At 63.9% G+C, this 16,180-nt stretch carries 15 protein-coding genes; 7 read left to right on the forward strand and 8 right to left on the reverse strand.

Annotated features, from left to right (window positions below; genetic code table 11):
- Positions 1 to 123 precede the first annotated feature (123 nt).
- Together ABIE49_RS37530 and ABIE49_RS37535 are read left to right on the forward strand one after the other, a co-directional pair.
- Entirely contained in the window at positions 124 to 1,041 is a 918-nt protein-coding gene (locus ABIE49_RS37530) for an SDR family NAD(P)-dependent oxidoreductase (protein WP_192739684.1), read from the forward strand.
- A gap of 152 nt (positions 1,042 to 1,193) precedes the next feature.
- The gene (locus ABIE49_RS37535; protein ID WP_192739683.1) at positions 1,194 to 2,429 is read left to right on the forward strand and encodes a BaiN/RdsA family NAD(P)/FAD-dependent oxidoreductase; all 1,236 of its coding nucleotides are present in this window, start codon (positions 1,194 to 1,196) and stop codon (positions 2,427 to 2,429) included.
- Positions 2,430 to 2,515: 86 nt separating this feature from the next.
- On the opposite strand, the gene ABIE49_RS37540 is transcribed toward ABIE49_RS37535, so the two are convergent.
- The 3 genes from ABIE49_RS37540 to ABIE49_RS37550 form a co-directional block, all read right to left on the reverse strand.
- Positions 2,516 to 3,595, reverse strand: coding sequence for a D-TA family PLP-dependent enzyme (locus ABIE49_RS37540; RefSeq protein ID WP_192739682.1), 1,080 nt, complete (start codon positions 3,593 to 3,595; stop codon positions 2,516 to 2,518).
- A 99-nt stretch (positions 3,596 to 3,694) separates the two neighbouring features.
- Positions 3,695 to 5,506: an ABC-F family ATP-binding cassette domain-containing protein gene (locus ABIE49_RS37545; RefSeq protein ID WP_192739681.1), complete on the reverse strand. Its 1,812-nt coding sequence runs from the start codon at positions 5,504 to 5,506 to the stop codon at positions 3,695 to 3,697.
- A gap of 8 nt (positions 5,507 to 5,514) precedes the next feature.
- A complete protein-coding gene (locus tag ABIE49_RS37550; RefSeq protein ID WP_192739680.1) occupies positions 5,515 to 6,000 on the reverse strand; it encodes a YaiI/YqxD family protein in 486 nt (161 codons plus the stop codon).
- Positions 6,001 to 6,175: 175 nt separating this feature from the next.
- On the opposite strand from ABIE49_RS37550, the gene ABIE49_RS37555 reads away from it, so the two are divergent.
- Together ABIE49_RS37555 and ABIE49_RS37560 are read left to right on the forward strand one after the other, a co-directional pair.
- Positions 6,176 to 6,976 carry a hypothetical protein gene (locus ABIE49_RS37555; protein WP_192739679.1) on the forward strand — a complete coding sequence of 267 codons (801 nt, stop codon included), beginning with the start codon at positions 6,176 to 6,178 and terminating at the stop codon, positions 6,974 to 6,976.
- 2 nt (positions 6,977 to 6,978) lie between these two features.
- Positions 6,979 to 7,587, forward strand: a complete 609-nt coding sequence (locus ABIE49_RS37560) for a 2-hydroxychromene-2-carboxylate isomerase (RefSeq protein ID WP_192739678.1) — start codon at positions 6,979 to 6,981, stop codon at positions 7,585 to 7,587.
- A gap of 10 nt (positions 7,588 to 7,597) precedes the next feature.
- Here ABIE49_RS37560 and ABIE49_RS37565 read toward each other — a convergent pair whose 3' ends face one another.
- Positions 7,598 to 8,986, reverse strand: coding sequence for an FAD-binding oxidoreductase (locus tag ABIE49_RS37565; RefSeq protein WP_192739677.1), 1,389 nt, complete (start codon positions 8,984 to 8,986; stop codon positions 7,598 to 7,600).
- A 1-nt stretch (position 8,987) separates the two neighbouring features.
- Positions 8,988 to 11,363 carry a xanthine dehydrogenase family protein molybdopterin-binding subunit gene (locus tag ABIE49_RS37570; protein WP_192739676.1) on the reverse strand — a complete coding sequence of 792 codons (2,376 nt, stop codon included), beginning with the start codon at positions 11,361 to 11,363 and terminating at the stop codon, positions 8,988 to 8,990.
- 196 nt (positions 11,364 to 11,559) lie between these two features.
- Here ABIE49_RS37570 and ABIE49_RS37575 point away from each other — a divergent pair, with 196 nt between their 5' ends.
- Both ABIE49_RS37575 and ABIE49_RS37580 read left to right on the forward strand, forming a co-directional pair.
- Positions 11,560 to 12,600 carry a Ppx/GppA phosphatase family protein gene (locus ABIE49_RS37575; RefSeq protein ID WP_192739675.1) on the forward strand — a complete coding sequence of 347 codons (1,041 nt, stop codon included), beginning with the start codon at positions 11,560 to 11,562 and terminating at the stop codon, positions 12,598 to 12,600.
- Between the two features lie 114 nt (positions 12,601 to 12,714).
- Positions 12,715 to 13,401 (forward strand): RlmE family RNA methyltransferase, encoded by a 687-nt coding sequence (locus ABIE49_RS37580; protein WP_192739674.1) that lies wholly within the window; start codon positions 12,715 to 12,717, stop codon positions 13,399 to 13,401.
- Positions 13,402 to 13,605: 204 nt separating this feature from the next.
- Here the strand turns inward: ABIE49_RS37580 and ABIE49_RS37585 are convergent, their stop codons facing one another.
- Together ABIE49_RS37585 and ABIE49_RS37590 are read right to left on the reverse strand one after the other, a co-directional pair.
- The gene (locus tag ABIE49_RS37585; protein WP_192739673.1) at positions 13,606 to 13,767 is read right to left on the reverse strand and encodes a hypothetical protein; all 162 of its coding nucleotides are present in this window, start codon (positions 13,765 to 13,767) and stop codon (positions 13,606 to 13,608) included.
- A 30-nt stretch (positions 13,768 to 13,797) separates the two neighbouring features.
- A complete protein-coding gene (locus tag ABIE49_RS37590; RefSeq protein WP_192739672.1) occupies positions 13,798 to 14,010 on the reverse strand; it encodes a hypothetical protein in 213 nt (70 codons plus the stop codon).
- 253 nt (positions 14,011 to 14,263) lie between these two features.
- Here ABIE49_RS37590 and ABIE49_RS37595 point away from each other — a divergent pair, with 253 nt between their 5' ends.
- Positions 14,264 to 14,563 (forward strand): hypothetical protein, encoded by a 300-nt coding sequence (locus ABIE49_RS37595; protein ID WP_192739671.1) that lies wholly within the window; start codon positions 14,264 to 14,266, stop codon positions 14,561 to 14,563.
- A 5-nt stretch (positions 14,564 to 14,568) separates the two neighbouring features.
- Here the strand turns inward: ABIE49_RS37595 and ABIE49_RS37600 are convergent, their stop codons facing one another.
- A complete protein-coding gene (locus tag ABIE49_RS37600; RefSeq protein WP_192739670.1) occupies positions 14,569 to 16,044 on the reverse strand; it encodes a DHA2 family efflux MFS transporter permease subunit in 1,476 nt (491 codons plus the stop codon).
- Positions 16,045 to 16,180: the final 136 nt, after the last annotated feature.

Raw genomic sequence — 16,180 nt, forward strand, 5'->3', positions numbered from 1 at the left:
GAGATGAAGCCGGGTGAGGGGTCTCTCTCCGCGAGTTCGTCTCTTGGAGACAACCCCTCATCCGGCGCTTCGCGCCACCTTCTCCCACAAGGGGAGAAGGGAAGAGAAACAGGAATCCTAATCATGACAATCAGGTTTGACGGACGCGTCGCAATCGTCACCGGGGCGGGCAATGGTCTGGGACGGGCGCATGCGCTGGGGCTGGCCAGCCGCGGCGCCAAGGTGGTGGTCAATGATTTCGGCGGCGCGCGCGACGGCACCGGCGGCTCGCTGACCCCGGCCGAAACCGTGGTCGAGGAAATCCGCAAAGCCGGCGGCACCGCGATGGCCGACGGCGCCGACGTTTCCAAGTTCGGACAAGTCACGGCGATGGTCGAGCGGGCCACGAAGGAGTGGGGCAGCGTCGATCTCTTGTGCGCCAACGCCGGCATCCTGCGCGACAAGTCGTTTGGAAAAATGGACGTCGCCGACTTTGCCAAAGTCCTCGATGTCCATCTCGTCGGTACATTCTACTGCTGCAAGGCAGTGTGGGATGGCATGCGCGAGCGCAACTATGGGCGCATCGTACTGACGACCTCGTCATCGGGCCTGTTCGGCAATTTCGGCCAGGCCAATTATGGCGCGGCCAAAGCCGGTATGGTCGGCCTGATGAACGTGCTGGCCGAGGAGGGTCGCAAGAACAATATCCGCGTCAACACGATCTCGCCGACCGCGGCGACGCGCATGACTGAGGAACTGCTGCCGCCGCAGGCGCTGGCGCTGATGCGCCCCGAGGCAATCACGCCCGCGGTGGAATTTTTGCTCAGCGAGGACGCCCCGACCCGCACCATCATGGGCGCCGGCGCCGGCTCGTTTGCGGTGATCAAGGTCGTCGAAACCGAAGGCATCAACCTGCCGCAGTCCGAATGGACGCCTGATGCGATCGCGGCGAACTTTGCCGCGATCGACGACATGTCCACGGCGAAGGCGCTGCAGGGCGCGTTCGAACAGACGCAGAAATATGTCGCCCAGGCCGCCGCTCGGGCGGGGATCAAGTTGTAGTACTCGAATGCCACATTGAATTCCCTCGTCATGGCCGGGCTTGACCCGGCCATCCACGTCTTTGGACCCGCACGAAAAGTAAGACGTGGATACCCGGGTCAAGCCCGGGCATGACGGCTGTTGTATTGGTAGCGACGGCGTACACTGCTGAGATGCCTACAACCGCACAATTTGTCGCCATCATCGGCGCCGGCCCCGCCGGCCTGATGGCCGCCGAAGTGCTCGCGCAAGGCGGCACTGCCGTCACCGTCCATGACGCGATGCCGTCCGCCGGCCGCAAGCTGCTGATGGCCGGGCGGGGCGGGCTCAATCTCACGCACAGCGAACCGTTACCCGCGTTTCTCGCGCGATATGCCGAAGCAATGCCGAACCTGACGGCAGCCATCGATGCCTTTCCGCCACAGGCGTTGCGCGACTGGAGCGAGGCGCTGGGGCAGCCGACCTTCGTCGGCTCCAGCGGACGCGTGTTCCCAAAAGCGTTCAAGGCCTCACCGCTGCTGCGGGCGTGGCTGCGGCGGCTGGACTCGCAGGGTGTGAAACTCGCGCTGCGCCATCGCTGGACCGGGTGGGATGACAACGGCCGCCTCACGTTTCAAACACCCGATGGCCAACGCGAGATCGAGGCGACGGCAACCGTGCTGGCGCTCGGCGGCGCCAGCTGGCCACGGCTCGGCTCCGACGGCGCATGGGCGGAAACGCTTGCTGCCAAGGGCGTCAAGCTATCCCCGCTGCGCCCGGCCAATTCCGGCTTCACCGTCGCCTGGTCCGACATTTTCCGCGATCGGTTCGAAGGCCAACCGCTAAAAGGCGTGGCGCTGACGTTTGGCGGACACAGCGTTCGCGGTGAGGCCATTATCACCCGCACGGGCATCGAGGGTGGCGCGATCTATGCGTTCTCGGCGAATTTGCGCGAGGCCATCCTCAGCGCAGGGCAGGCGACGCTGCACGTCGCGCTGCGGCCCGATCTGATGATCGAGGAATTGACCGCGCGGCTCTCGGCGCCAAGGGGCAAGCAATCCCAGTCGAACTTCCTGCGCAAGGCCGCGCATCTCTCGCCGGTTGCGATCGGATTGCTGCAGGAGGCGGCGAAGACAACCGGCGTCTCGTTGGCGTCGTTGCCACCGGCGGATCTCGCGCGTCTGATCAACGCCGTGCCGATTAATCTCAACGGCACAGCACCGATCGGGCGCGCGATCTCGACCGCAGGCGGCATCGCCTTCGACGAACTCGATGGCGACTTCATGATCCGCCGCTTGCCCGGCGTATTCGCGGCCGGTGAAATGCTCGACTGGGAAGCGCCAACCGGCGGTTATCTTCTGCAGGCGTCCTTTGCGACGGGGGCAGCGGCGGGGAGGGGTGTGTTGAAGTGGCTCAGTCTGGCTTCGTAGGGTGGGCAAAGCGAAGCGTGCCCACCATCTTTGGACATCCATCTGATGGTGGGCACGGCGGCGCCTTTGCCCACCCTACGCGAGCATCACCGCAGCTTCCCCCGCGCTGCGACCGGCAGCGTCCCCAAAATCTCCTCGCCGCGGACCATCACCACTTCGTCCATCATGTTGACGACGACGCAGACATGGTTGGGCACGATGCGCACGACGTCGCCGACGTTCGGGCGTGTATTGCTGCGCGTGAGGTCGAGAAAACCATGTTCCTCTGCAAAGCGCGCGATCTTGGCCTCGGGATGTTCGATGATCAGGCCGTGGCCTTCGAGCCCGCCGGTGTCGGACGTCAGCGTCTTGGAGCCGGCGTCGAGAATGCCGCGGTCCGGGCCGGCGCGGCTGACGACCGTCGAATAGATGTTGAGTGCGCAATCGTCCCAGCCGGCGACGCCGGCGGCGACCTGCATGCGGTCGTTGTAGATGTAGGTGCCGGGCCGATGCTCGGTGGCGCCCTTGAGCTTGCCGACGTTCTTCATGTTCGGCGAACCCCCGGTCGAGACCATCGTGGCGTCGAGGCCAAGCGCGCGCACGCCGGCCAGCGCTTCATCGAAAAACTTCTGTGCCTCTGCCCAGTCGGTCTCGGTCGGGTACAGCATGAAGCCGGCGAATTTCAGCCCTTTTGACGCTGCGATCTCACGCGCCAGCGCAATGGCTTCGGCAGGCGTCTCGACGCCGGCGCGCTTGCGTCCGGTATCGCATTCGACCACCACGGAAAGCGGACGTCCCGATGCGGCCGCCGCTTGTGGCAGACCCGCGACCACAACGGAATTATCGCAAGCGACCGTCATGTTGGCCTTGCCCTGCAGCGCGCCGAGCCTCGCCATCTTCTCTTCGCCGATCAGATTGTAGCTGATCAGGATGTCGTCGATTCCGGCATCCGCCATCACTTCGGCTTCTCCGAGCTTCTGGCAGGTGATGCCCTTGGCGCCGGCCTTGATCTGCATTGTCGCCAGCAAGGGGCTCTTGTGGGTCTTGATATGCGGCCGGTTGGCGACGCCGGCGGCATCGCAAGCCGCCTGGATCCGCGCGATGTTGCGCTCGACCCGGTCCATGTCGATCACGGCGGCGGGTGTTCCGTATTCGCGGGCGATCTTGGCGGCGAGAGGTGTGGTCATGGGAGTCCTCTTTCGTAGGATGGGTAGAGCGAAGCGAAACCCATCAAACACTATCCATTGGGCAGGATGGGTATCGCTTCGCTCCACCCATCCTACGATTCAAGCCTGTTCAATCTCTTCCCGAAGCACTTCAAGCTCCAGCCACTTGTCCTCGGCTTCCTGCAATTCCTTCTGCGCCTTTGTAAGCGCATCGGAGGCGGAATCAAACTTCTTGCGGTTCTTCTTGTATAGATCGGTATCGTCAAGGATGCGCTGTTGCTTGGCGATCTCGGCTTGCAGCTTCGCCATGGTCTTGGGCAGCGTTTCCAACGCGTGTTTCTCGTTGAAGTTCAGGCGCCGTTTCGGGCCGGTCGAAGGCGATCCAGCGGCAACCCTCGCTTCCCGTTTCTCTTCGGCGACCTTGACCGCCTCGCGCTTCAGATCCGCGCCGCGCTGCGCCAGCATGTCGGTGTAGCCGCCGGCATATTCAATCCAGCTTCCATCACCTTCGGGCGCGATCACCGAGGTCACGACGCGATCAAGGAAGTCGCGGTCATGGCTGATCAGGATCACGGTGCCTTCGTAATCGCCGAGCATTTCCTCGAGCACGTCGAGGGTTTCGAGGTCGAGATCGTTGGTTGGTTCGTCCAGCACCAAGAGGTTGGAAGCTTTTGCCAGCGAACGCGCCAGCATCAGCCGGCCGCGTTCGCCACCGGACAATACTTCCAGCGGCGTGCGCATCTGCTCCTGCGCGAACAAAAAGTCCTTCATGTAGCTGACGACATGCTTCGGCTTGCCGCCGATCATGACGTGGTCGCTGCCGCCCCCGGTCAAGGCGTCGGCCAGCGTCGATTTGGGGTCGAGGCTCTCGCGGTGCTGGTCCAGCGTTGCCATCTCGATATTGGCGCCGAGCCGGATCGTGCCGCTGTCGGGCGGGCTGCCGCCGGTCAGCATATCGATGAGCGTGGTCTTGCCGGCGCCGTTCGGCCCGACGATGCCGATGCGGTCGCCGCGCTGCACCCGGATCGAGAAGCCCTCGACGATCTTGCGGTCGCCAAAGGATTTGCCGATGTTCTTGGCCTCGATCACGAGCTTGCCCGACTTGTCCGCTTCGGCGGCGGCGAGGCTGGCGTTGCCGGTCGCGCCGCGATAGGTCCGCCGCTGATCGCGCAGGGCATGCAGATTGCCGAGCCGCTTGACGTTGCGCTTGCGACGGCCGGAGACGCCATAGCGCAGCCAATGCTCTTCATTGACGATCTTGCGGTCGAGCTTGTGCTGGTCGCGCTCTTCCTCGGCCAGCACTTCGTCGCGCCAGGCTTCGAATGCGGAAAAGCCGCGGTCGATCTGCTTGATCTGGCCGCGGTCGAGCCAGGCGGTCGAGCGCGACAGGTTCGAGAGGAAGCGGCGGTCATGGCTGATGATGACCAGCGCACAGCGCCGGCTCTCCAATTCACCCTCCAGCCATTCAATGGTGGTGAGATCGAGATGGTTGGTCGGCTCGTCCAGCAGCAAAATGTCGGGGGCGGGCGCCAGCACCCGCGCCAGCGCCGCGCGGCGGGCTTCACCGCCCGAGACATGGGCGGGATCTTCATCGCCGCTCAAGCCCAGCTGCTCGATGAGATAGCGCGCCTGATAATGGTCGTCGCCCGGATTGAGCCCGGCTTCAACATAGGCCAGCGTCGTCTTGTGTGCGCCGAAATCAGGCTCCTGCGGCAGATAGCGGATGGTGGCACCGGGCTGCACGAAGCGGCTGCCGCTGTCGGGCTCGACCAGCCCTGCGGCGATCTTCAGCAGCGTCGATTTGCCGGAGCCGTTGCGGCCGATCAGGCACACGCGCTCGGCCGTCGATACCGACAGCTCGACGCCTGATAACAGCGGCGTGCCGCCAAAGGTCAGCGCGATATCTTTCAACTGGATCAGCGGCGGTGGCATCGTTCAGCTCAATTCTGGTTCGGCGCAGGCGCTTGCGCCCGCTGACGCTGGATGCGCCGGATAGTCTGGTCGAGCGCGGAGAGGAACGCCGAGCGGTCCCGCGGCGCAAAGGATCTCGGGCCGCCCGTCACTTCACCTGATGAGCGCAGGTCGGTCATCAGGTTGCGTACCGCCAGGGTCATGCCGATCGATTGTTCGGTGAACGGTTTGCCATTTGGCGCCAGCACCTCGGCGCCTGCCTTCACGCAGCGGCTCGCCAGCGGAATATCCGAGGTGATGACGATATCGCCTCTGCCGGCGCGTTCCGCGATCCAGTCGTCGGCGGCGTCCATCCCGGCGCCGGCGGCGATGCGCTCGATCAGCGGATCCTGAGGCACGCGGATGAAATTGCCCGCGACCACGCTGACGGGCAGGCCGTGCCGGCTCGCGACCTTATAGATCTCGTCCTTGACCGGGCAGGCGTCGGCGTCGACATAGATGCGGGTAGGATTCAAGTCAGGCACTTCAGTCGGTTTATTGGGGGTGGATTCGGTCTCGTCGTCTCGTCCGCGCGTGGTACTCCATGGGGCGGAAAAATGCGAGGAAAACAGGCCGGGGAACACGCTTGCCACGGCACTTTCTTTGCGTACGATAACGCCCGGAAACAACAAGAAAATAGAGGAAACGGGCATGACAAGCCGGATCGGGCCGTATCGCGTCTCGGCCTACAACACTTCCAAGCATTCCGAGAACAAGATGCACGATGACACCGTGGCGAAGCGCTATGGTTTTAGCGGCGGTCTGGTGCCCGGTGTCGATGTCATGGCCTACATGATGCACCTGCCGGTCGCAAAATGGGGCCGGGCCTTTCTTGAGCGTGGACTGATCGAGGCGCGCTTCGTCAAGCCGGTCTATGATGGCGAGCAGGCCGATGTCGTGGGCGAGGAAACCAACGGCGTGCTTGAGCTTCAGGTCGAGAGCCGGGGGGATCTTTGTGCGACCGGCACAGCTTCGCTGTCACCGGCAGCGCCATCATTCTCGCTTTCCGACTTTGTCGAGGTCGCAGCCGCAGGCGAGCGCAAGCCGGTGGATGCGGCGTCCTATGCTCTGGGGAAATGGCTCGGCGCGGCGCCGCGCACCTGGGCGACGGACGCGGCAAAACAATATCTGGCGGATATTCGCGAAACCGAAGCGATTTACGCGCAGGAAGGACTCGGCCACCCCGGCCTGTTGCCGCGGGTGATGAACATGGTGCTGGTCGACAACGCCATCATGGGCCCATGGATTCATGTCGGCACAAGGATGCAGCTCCTGTCCGCGGCCCGCATCGGCGATGAATTGACCGCCCGCGCCAAAGTGATCGGCAATTACGACAAGAAGGGGCACCGTTTCGTCGAACTCGACGCGCTGGTGGTCGCCAACGGCAAAACGCCGCTGGCGCATTGCCACCACACCGCGATCTACCAGCCGCGCGAACAGGTGGCGGCGTAATCATGGCCATCACCATCGACTATTACCTGTCACTGAACTCACCCTGGACCTACATGGGCAGCGGCCCGTTCGCCGAGATCGCGCGGCGCTATGGCGCGCAAGTCAACGTCAAGCCCGCCAAGTTCGGCCCGATTTTCGAGCAGACCGGCGGACTGCCGCTGCCAAAGCGCTCGCCGCAGCGGCAGGCTTACCGGCTGATGGAGCTCAGGCGCTGGCGCGAGGTGCGGGGGCTTCCGCTCAATGTCGAGCCTAAATTCTTTCCCAGCGATGACGCGGCGGCGACGCGCCTGGTGATCGCAGCCAAGCTGCAGGGCAAGGATGCTCATAAATTGTCGCTGGAGCTGGCGCGCGCCATCTGGGAGCGCGAGGAATCGTTTGCGGACCCCGCGGTGATGGCATCATCAGCGCAACGCGCCGGCCTCGATGCCGCCGCGCTGCGGGCCGGCGGTCCATCGGACGCAGAACTCGATGCGCTGTATGAGAAATATACGCAGGATGCGCTGAAGGCGGGCGTGTTCGGCGCGCCCAGTTACGTCTTGCCCTCGGGCGAGATCTTCTGGGGCCAGGACCGGCTGGAGCTCCTGGAGCGCGCTTTGAAGCTCGCCGCCTAACCGGCGCGCTTCACATCTCGAAGACGCGACCGGGATTGAGGATGTGATGCGGATCAAGCGCGCGCTTCAGCGTGCGCATGGTCTCAATCTCCTCTGCAGTGCGGCTGAGCTTGAGATAGGGCCGCCTGGAGATGCCGATACCGTGCTCGGCCGAGATCGAGCCGCCGAAGTCGCTGGTGAGGCCGAAGACCAGCTTCTTCATCTCCTCATGCTTGTCAGCCGGAGGCGAGTATTTTGTGTTGACGTGCAGATTGCCGTCGCCGACATGCCCGAGCACGATGGTGTAGGCGTCCTTGTCGACCGCCTTGATCGCCTTTGCGACGGCTTCCGTGAACGGCTCCATCTGGTCGATGGCGAGGCTGATGTCGAAGCCGACGGTGGGCGCGGTCGCGCGGCTCAGTTCGACGCTGGAATCGCGCACCCGCCAGATCGCGGCTGTAGAAGCACCTGAATTGGCAATGATCGCATCGAGGATGATGCCTTCACCCAGCGCCTCTTCGAGCAGACTTTCAACGTCGGAGCGCAGGCGCTCGGCATTGCTGCCCGAGGATTCCATCAGCAAATAGAAGGGATGGGTGGTCGGCAGCGGCGCGGCGACGCCTCGCACCAGCTGGGTCACAAGGCGGTAATAGCTGTTCCACATCACCTCGAACGCGGTCAGTTCGCCGCCAAGCCGCTTGCGCGCCAGGTCGAGCATCGCCCGCACCTTGTCGAAGCTCGGCAGCGCGCACAGCACCACCTGCTGTTCGGCCGGCGCCGGGAAAATCCGCAATGCCGCGCGCGTCACCACGCCGAGCGTGCCTTCGGTGCCGATGAACAATTGCTTGAGGTCGGTACCGGTGTTGTTCTTGATGTATTTGCGCACGCCCTTGAGCACGGTGCCGTCAGCGAGCACCGCTTCGAGCCCGAGCACGAGATCGCGCGTCATGCCATAGCGGATCACCCGATTGCCGCCGGCATTGGTCGAGATGTTGCCGCCGATCGTGCAACTGCCGCGGGCGCCGAGATCGAGCGGGTACATGAAGCCGTCCTGCGCGACGCGCTCGTGCACGCGCTGCAGCGGCACGGCGGCCTGGGCAATGACGACCCCGCCGCCGGTATCGACCTCCTCGATCGCGTTCATGCGCTCCATCGACAGCACGATTTCGCCGGCCATCGGCATGGTGGCGCCGACGAGTCCGGTCATGCCGCCCTGGGTCGTGACCGCAACGCGCGCGCGGTGGCAGATCGCCAGAAATCGCGAGACGTCCTCGGTTGAGCGCGGCCGCATCACTGCGAGCGGCGGTGCAACCGCAATGCCGGCCATGTCGGTGTAATAGCGCGCATCGATATCGGCGCCGGTCAGGACCGTTGTGGCGTCGAACGCTGCGCGGAGTTCACCGATGATGGCTGGTTGCATCCTATGCCGCCTTCCTCGCCTTGGCCTCCTGGATCGCACGCCAGACGCGTTCCGATGTCAATGGCATATCGATCTGCGAAATGCCGTACTCCGACAGCGCATCGATGACCGCATTGACGATGCAGGCGAGGCTGCCGGCGCAGCCGGCTTCGCCGCAGCCCTTGGTACCGAGCGGATTGGTTTTGGCGGGCGAGGGATGATCGGCGGTTGCCATCAGCGGGATGTCGCCGGCGCGCGGCATCGCGTAATCCATGAACGAGCCGGTGATCGGTTGGCCGCTGGAATCGTAGCTCACTTCCTCCATCAGCGCCTGGCCGATGCCTTGCGCGACGCCGCCATGCAGCTGGCCGTCGACGATCATCGGATTGACGATGGTGCCGAAGTCAGAGATCCCGGTGTAGCGCACGATTTGGGTCACGCCGGTGTCGGGATCGATCTCGACTTCGGCGACGTGGCAACCATTGGGGAAGGTCGACGGCGTGTCCTTGCTGGCGTGGTCGACGTCGAGCGTATCGGGCACGCCCTCCGGCACCTTGCCGTCGCGCAGGCGCTGCGCCAGCTCCATGATGCCGATCGAGCGGTCGGTGCCGGCGATGGTGAAGCGGCCATTGCCGAATTCGATGTCGCCCTCGCTGGCTTCCAGCAGATGCGCCGCCGCCTGCTTGCCCTTGGCGACCACGAGGGCCGCGGCTTCGACGATCGCCTGGCCGGTCGCGGTGATCGAGCGCGAGCCGCCGGTGCCGTTGCCGAAGCGCACGAGATCGCTGTCGCCCTGTTCGAGTGTGATCTTCTCGAAGGGGACGCCGAGCTGTGCGGACAGCACCTGCGCGAACGGCGTGGCATGCCCTTGGCCGTAATCGAGCGTGCCTGTGGTCAGCTTCACCGAACCATCAGGCTCGAAATTGATCTTGCCGAGTTCGCCGCTTGGCGGTGCGGTGACTTCGAGGTAGGAGCCGACCGCAATGCCGCGCAGTTTGCCCTGCTTTTTGCTTTCCTTCTTGCGCTTGGCAAAATTGGCGTGGTCGGACAGCTCCAGCGCTTTCGCAAACACGCCCTGGAAATCGCCGCTGTCATAGGTGACGCCGGATGCCGCCGGGAACGGCAACTGCGCCGGCTTGATGAAATTGCGCTTGCGCAGGGTGAGCCGGTTGATGCCCATTTCATCGGCGGCGCGGTCGATCAGCCGCTCCATGTAGTAATTGGCCTCGGGCCGGCCAGCGCCGCGATAGGCGCCCATCAAGGTGGTGTTGGTCAGCACCGTCTTGATGTCGACGCCGAGCAGCGGCGTGCGATAGACGCTCGCAAGGTTCTTGGCGGTGTTGAGCGACAGCGGGCCGGGCGCCACGCCGGTGATGTAGGCGCCGAGATTGCCGTAGCCTTTCAGGCGCACGGCGAGGAATTTACCCTCGGCATCCAGCGCCAGTTCGCAATGCATGGTCTGCGCGCGGCCGTGGCTGTCGGAAAGGAAGCTGGTCGAGCGCTCGTCGGTCCACTTCACCGGACGGCCCAGCACCTTCGAGGCATGCGCGATGCAGGTGTATTCCGGATAGTTCATGTTCTTCATGCCGAACGAGCCGCCGACATTGGCGGTCAGGATGCGAACCTTGTCGTTCGGCACGTTCAGGATCTTTGCGAACGTGACCTTGTTGCCGGAAACGCCCTGGGTCGGCACCTGGATCGTGAAGCGCTCGCTGGCCTTGTCGTAGGAAGCCAGCGCCACGCGCGGCTCCATCGACACCACGGCGACGCGGGTGTTGACGATATCGAGCTTTGTCACATGCGCGGCGCCGGCGAACGCCGCATCGATCTTCGCGGCATCGCCATAGTGATAGTCGAGCGCTGTGTTGTTGGGAATGTGATCGTAGAGTTGCGGCGCGCCGGGCTTTGCGGCTTCCTCGGCACTGGTCACCGCAGGCAGCGGCTCGATATCGAGCTCGACGGCTTCCGCCGCGTCGCGCGCCTGCGCCAGCGTTTCGGCGACGACATAGGCCACGGGATCGCCGACGAAGCGCACCTTGTCGGTCGCCAACGCCATGCGGTTGGTCTGCAGCAGCGGCGAGCCGTCGCGGCTTTTCAGCGGCAGGCCGCAGGTGAAGGGGTTGTAGCCGGCGGCCACGAGGTCCTGGCCGGTCCAGACGCCGAGCACGCCCGGCATGGTCCGCGCCGCTTTGATATCGATGCCGCGGATGATTCCGTGGGCGTGGCTGGAGCGCACAATCCAGGCATAGGCCTGGCCCGGCAGGCTGAAATCATCGGTGTATTTGCCCTTGCCGCGAACCAGCGTGTCGTCTTCCTTGCGGCGCACAGGCTGTCCGACGCCGTATTTTTGCACTGCGATAGCGTTTTCCAGCGACGACGGCGACGTGTGATCTTGCATCGAAAAATACCTGAAATGCTTGGATTTCCGCGACTTTCGCGGGCTCGGAACCAAATAACGCACCGATCCTCCAGCGACAACGCCTGTTTGGGCATGGTCCTATGTGATGGGATGTTGCGTAGGCCCTTGGCGCTGCTAAAGTTTCCGTGAACGCTCATTCTTCGGCGGCAGCATATGCCGCGGAAAGACAGTTTTGATGAACGAGGATACGCGGCTTGCCGATGGCCTTGCGGCCCGCGCAAGCCCGTCAGGGTCTGCTGTGGCAGGGGCGGAAAGCGGCGTCTACGCCGCGCTCGACCTTGGCACCAATAACTGCCGGCTCCTGATCGCCTGTCCGGCCGGCGACGGCTTCCGCGTGGTCGATTCGTTCTCGCGGATCATCCGGCTGGGCGAGGGCATCTCCTCGACCGGTTCCATCAGCGAGGCGGCGATTGATCGTGCGATTGCGGCCTTGAGTATCTGCAGCGACAAGATCCGCTACCGCAAGGCCCGGCGCCTGCGGTTGATCGCAACCGAAGCCTGCCGCGCCGCGGCCAATGCCGAGAGCTTTCGCGAGAGGGTGGCAAAAGACACCGGCATCCGGCTCGAGGTGATCGATCGCGAGACCGAGGCGACGCTCGCGGTGATCGGCTGCTCGCCGCTGCTCGATCCCAAGGGGCGGGGTGCCATCCTGTTCGATATCGGCGGCGGATCGACGGAACTGGTCCGGATCGAGCGCAATCCAGCGGAAGAGAACGCCGTACCGCGGATCAAGGCCTGGATGTCGATCCCGCTCGGCGTCGTCACCATCGCCGAGCATTTCGGCGGCAAGGACGTCACGCCCGAATCTTATGCGCGGATGGTCGCCGAGGTCGCGCAATATGTGGCGCCGTTTGCGGCCGAGCACGGCGGCGACCTGCGTGACATGCATCTGCTCGGCACGTCGGGCACCGTGACGACGCTGGCCGGCGTGTTTCTCAATCTGCCGCGCTACGACCGGCGCCGCATCGACGGCATCTGGATGAACAATTCCGACGTCACCTCGGTGATCCAGCGGCTGCTCGGCATGAGCTATCAGGAGCGCGCCAACAACAATTGCATCAGCGTCGAGCGCGCCGATCTGGTGCTGGCCGGTTGCGCCATTCTCGACGCGATCCGCGACGCGTTCCCGCTGCCGCGGCTGCGCGTCGCCGACCGCGGCCTGCGCGAGGGCATGCTGGTCGAAATGATGCGGGAGGACGGCGCGCTGCGAGCATGATCCGGAAAAGTGGGCACCGGTTTTCCGAAAAGATCATGCTCAAGAAACCGAGGTCGTGCTAAGGCGCGCCAGCGTGTGCTAGATCACATCCGACTCCTCAAGGCGAATATCGATATGGCGAAAGACACCACCGGCCGGTTGCACGTCACGGTCAAGTCTGGTGGCAAGCGCAAGCTGTCATCAAAGCTCTGGCTGGAACGGCAGCTCAACGATCCCTATGTGGCGCAGGCCAAAAAGGACGGATGGCGCTCCCGCGCGGCCTACAAGCTGATCGAGATCGACGACAAGCACCGCTTCCTCAAGCACGGCATCTCCGTGGTCGATCTCGGCGCTGCCCCCGGCGGCTGGAGCCAGGTCGCGGCCAAACGCATCGGGGCGGCCAACGGCAAGGGCAAGGTGGTCGCGATCGATCTGCTGGAAATGCCGGAAGTGCCGGGCGTCACCTTCGCGCAGCTCGACTTTCTCGCCGATGACGCGCCGGAAAAACTGCTGGCGATGATGGGCGGCCGCGCCGACGTGGTGCTGTCAGACATGGCCGCCAACACCACGGGTCATCGCAAGACCGATCAGCTGCGCATCATCGGGCTGGTCGAAACCGCGGCGGCGTTCGCCACCGAGGTGCTCAATCCCGGCGGCACCTTCGTCGCAAAGGTGTTTCAGAGCGGCGCCGAAGGCGAGTTGCTGGCGCAGCTGAAGCGCGATTTTGCCACCGTCAAACACGTCAAACCGGCCTCGAGCCGACAGGACTCGTCCGAGCGCTACGTGCTGGCGATGGGGTTTCGCGGTGGGGCGAAGGTTTAGCCGATACGTTCCGCCGTCATTGCGAGCGAAGCGAAGCAATCCATCGTGCGGCAAAGCAAGAATGGATTGCTTCGTCGCTTCGCTCCCGTGCGCAAACGCTTCGCGTTTGTCGCAGGCAATGACGGAAAACTCTCAAGCGAATGGCCTGAAAGCAAAAGAGGCCGCCAGTTGGGCGGCCTCTTGCCGGTCTGATGCCGCGAAGGATCAGAAACGGAACGGACCAAGCGGAATAAACGGAATCGGGAACGGAAACGGGTCGGTCGGGAAGGTCGGGCCGGTCCCGGTCGGAAGCCGCGGGCAAGTCGTCTTGATCATGCCGCCGGCAACCTTGTTCAGTTCATCGAGGTTCAATTCATTCTTGATCATGTCAGTCTCCTGTTGGTTTGGGGTTGATCGTTAGCCGATGGTCCAGCGCACGAAGGCGCTATTGAACGTCCAGTCGCCGTCGGGATTGATCGGGGGCTTGGGCAGCGGGCGCCCCGGAATGCAGCCATCCTTGACCCCGCCTGCCACCACTTCGAGCGCGGCGTCGTCGAGCAGACGAACCGACTGATCCGAATTCTTAATGTTCACCATTGTCGTCTCCCGTGTGTCCTTGAGCGAGACCATTCCCGCCATCCGTGATCACAGGGATACGGCATGGGCCGGCCCCTTGCCGTGACCGACGTCACACAGCAAGTCAGGGCCGTCGCGAATTCGAAATGGGAGCCGCCAACGGCACCGACCGGGCAAAAAGAAAGCCGCCATGAGGCGGCTTTCCCGTATTCCGGCATTGCGGCGAGGTAACTACCGTCCGCCCTGAGGATTCACCGGCGATCCGCTGGGGTAGGTATTGATAGCGGGATTTCCTGACGGATTCCGCGTGCTGTTCGCGCCGGCGGCGGCGCTGCCGGCATCGTTGCTCAAGCCGGTGGTGGAACTGCCTGTCGTCGTGCTGTTGACTGAGGGTCCCGTGGTGGTGCCGCTCGTGGTCGATCCGCCGGTCGCGGTGCTGCCGCCGGTGGAGCCGGTTCCGGTCTGTGCGATAGCCAGTGTGCTCGCGAATGTCAGTGCTGCGGCCAATCCAATAGTTCCGAGTTTCATGGTGTCTTTCCTTTCCAGGTACCAAAGGAAAACGGTTGCGACCCGATATGTTTCCGGTGCCGGGATCAACTGGGTGTGACGGATCTATCCCAGCCGCTGATCGCGCGCGTCCTCGGGGCCTTCGCTGGCGGCTTTGGTCGCGGCCTTTTCCGCGCCCTTGCGGCTGGAAATCTCGACCGCCTTGCGGCCCGAGATTTCGTGGCCGGCGTCATCGGGCATCTGCCAGAAGAACCAGCCTGATATCGCCGAGATGACCGCGACCACGATAAAGGCCGGGCCGAACATGGTTGCATCCAGTTCGGTGGCGTGGTGCCACAGCATGGTCGATTCCACCGAGAACGCGCCGACCGCGACGCCGGCCGAGGTCGCCAGCTGCTGGTTGACGCTCACAAGCGTGGTGGCGCGGCTCATCTGCGCCGGTTCGACTTCGGCATAAGCGACCGTGTTGATCGCGGTGAATTGCAGCGAGCGGAAGAAGCCGCCGACCACCAGGATGAGGAAGATCAGCGTCAGCGGCGTCGACACCGTGAACAGGGCGCAGGCGGCGAGAAACACCGAGCTGATGATGGCGTTGACCGCCATCATGTTGCGAAAGCCGAAGGTGCGGATGATGCGCCCGGCCAGCGTCTTCATGCCCATCGCGCCGACCGCGGAGGAAAACGTCACGAGGCCGGACTGGAACGGCGTCAGTCCAAAACCTTCCTGCATCAATAGCGGTAGCAGGAACGGCAGCGCGCCGATCCCGAGCCGGAACAGGAAGCCGCCATAGATGCTGGCGCGCAGCGTTTGCAGCCGCAGCATCGAGAAATCCAGCACCGGTGATTTCGTCTTCCGCGCATGCACCACGTAAAGTGTCATCGAGATCGATCCGACGGCAATGAGGCCGCCGACGACCGTCCAGGGCAGCAGGTTGAGCCCGGCGACCGAAAGGCCGAAGGCGATGCCGGCAAGGCCAATGCCCGCCAGCACCAGCCCGTAGAGATCGAAGCGCTCCGGATCTTCGCTGCGGATCGGATCGATGTATTTCATCGCGAGGAAGATCCCGAGCAGCCCAATCGGGATGTTGATCAGGAAGATCCAGTGCCAGGAGAAATAGGTGGTGATGAAGCCGCCAAGCGGCGGTCCGATCACCGGGCCGATCAGCGCCGGCACCGTCACCCAGGTCATCGCCTGCACCAGCCCGCTCTTGTCGATCGAACGCAGCAGCACCAGTCGGCCCACCGGCGTCATCATCGCGCCGCCGAGGCCCTGCAGGATGCGCGCGATCACGAAATGGGTCACGTTCTGCGACAATGCGCAGCCGATCGATCCCAGCATGAACACCCCGATCGCGATCGCGAACACCATCCGCGCGCCGAAGCGGTCGGCAGTCCAGCCGCTGGCGGGAATGAACACCGCGAGCGAGAGCAGGTAAGACGTGATCGCCAGTTTCAGCGTCAGCGGGCTGGTGCCGATGTCAGCCGCGATCGCCGGCAGCGACGTCGCAATGACCGTCGCGTCCATGTTTTCCATGAACAAGGCGGTGGCCACGATGAGCGGGATGATGCGCTGTTTGTTCATCGGGAATCAGGGTGCGGGGGAAGCGGGTGGGGCGCTTTGGGCTGTATCACCCGGCTGTCGGACAAGCCATTGCGGAACCGCGCATACCACCTAAATCCTGCGTGACGCCGCCAACTGGCGCCACCGGAGACCTGAC

The organism is Bradyrhizobium sp. OAE829, assembly GCF_040546575.1.
In the GTDB taxonomy this organism is placed as follows: domain Bacteria; phylum Pseudomonadota; class Alphaproteobacteria; order Rhizobiales; family Xanthobacteraceae; genus Bradyrhizobium.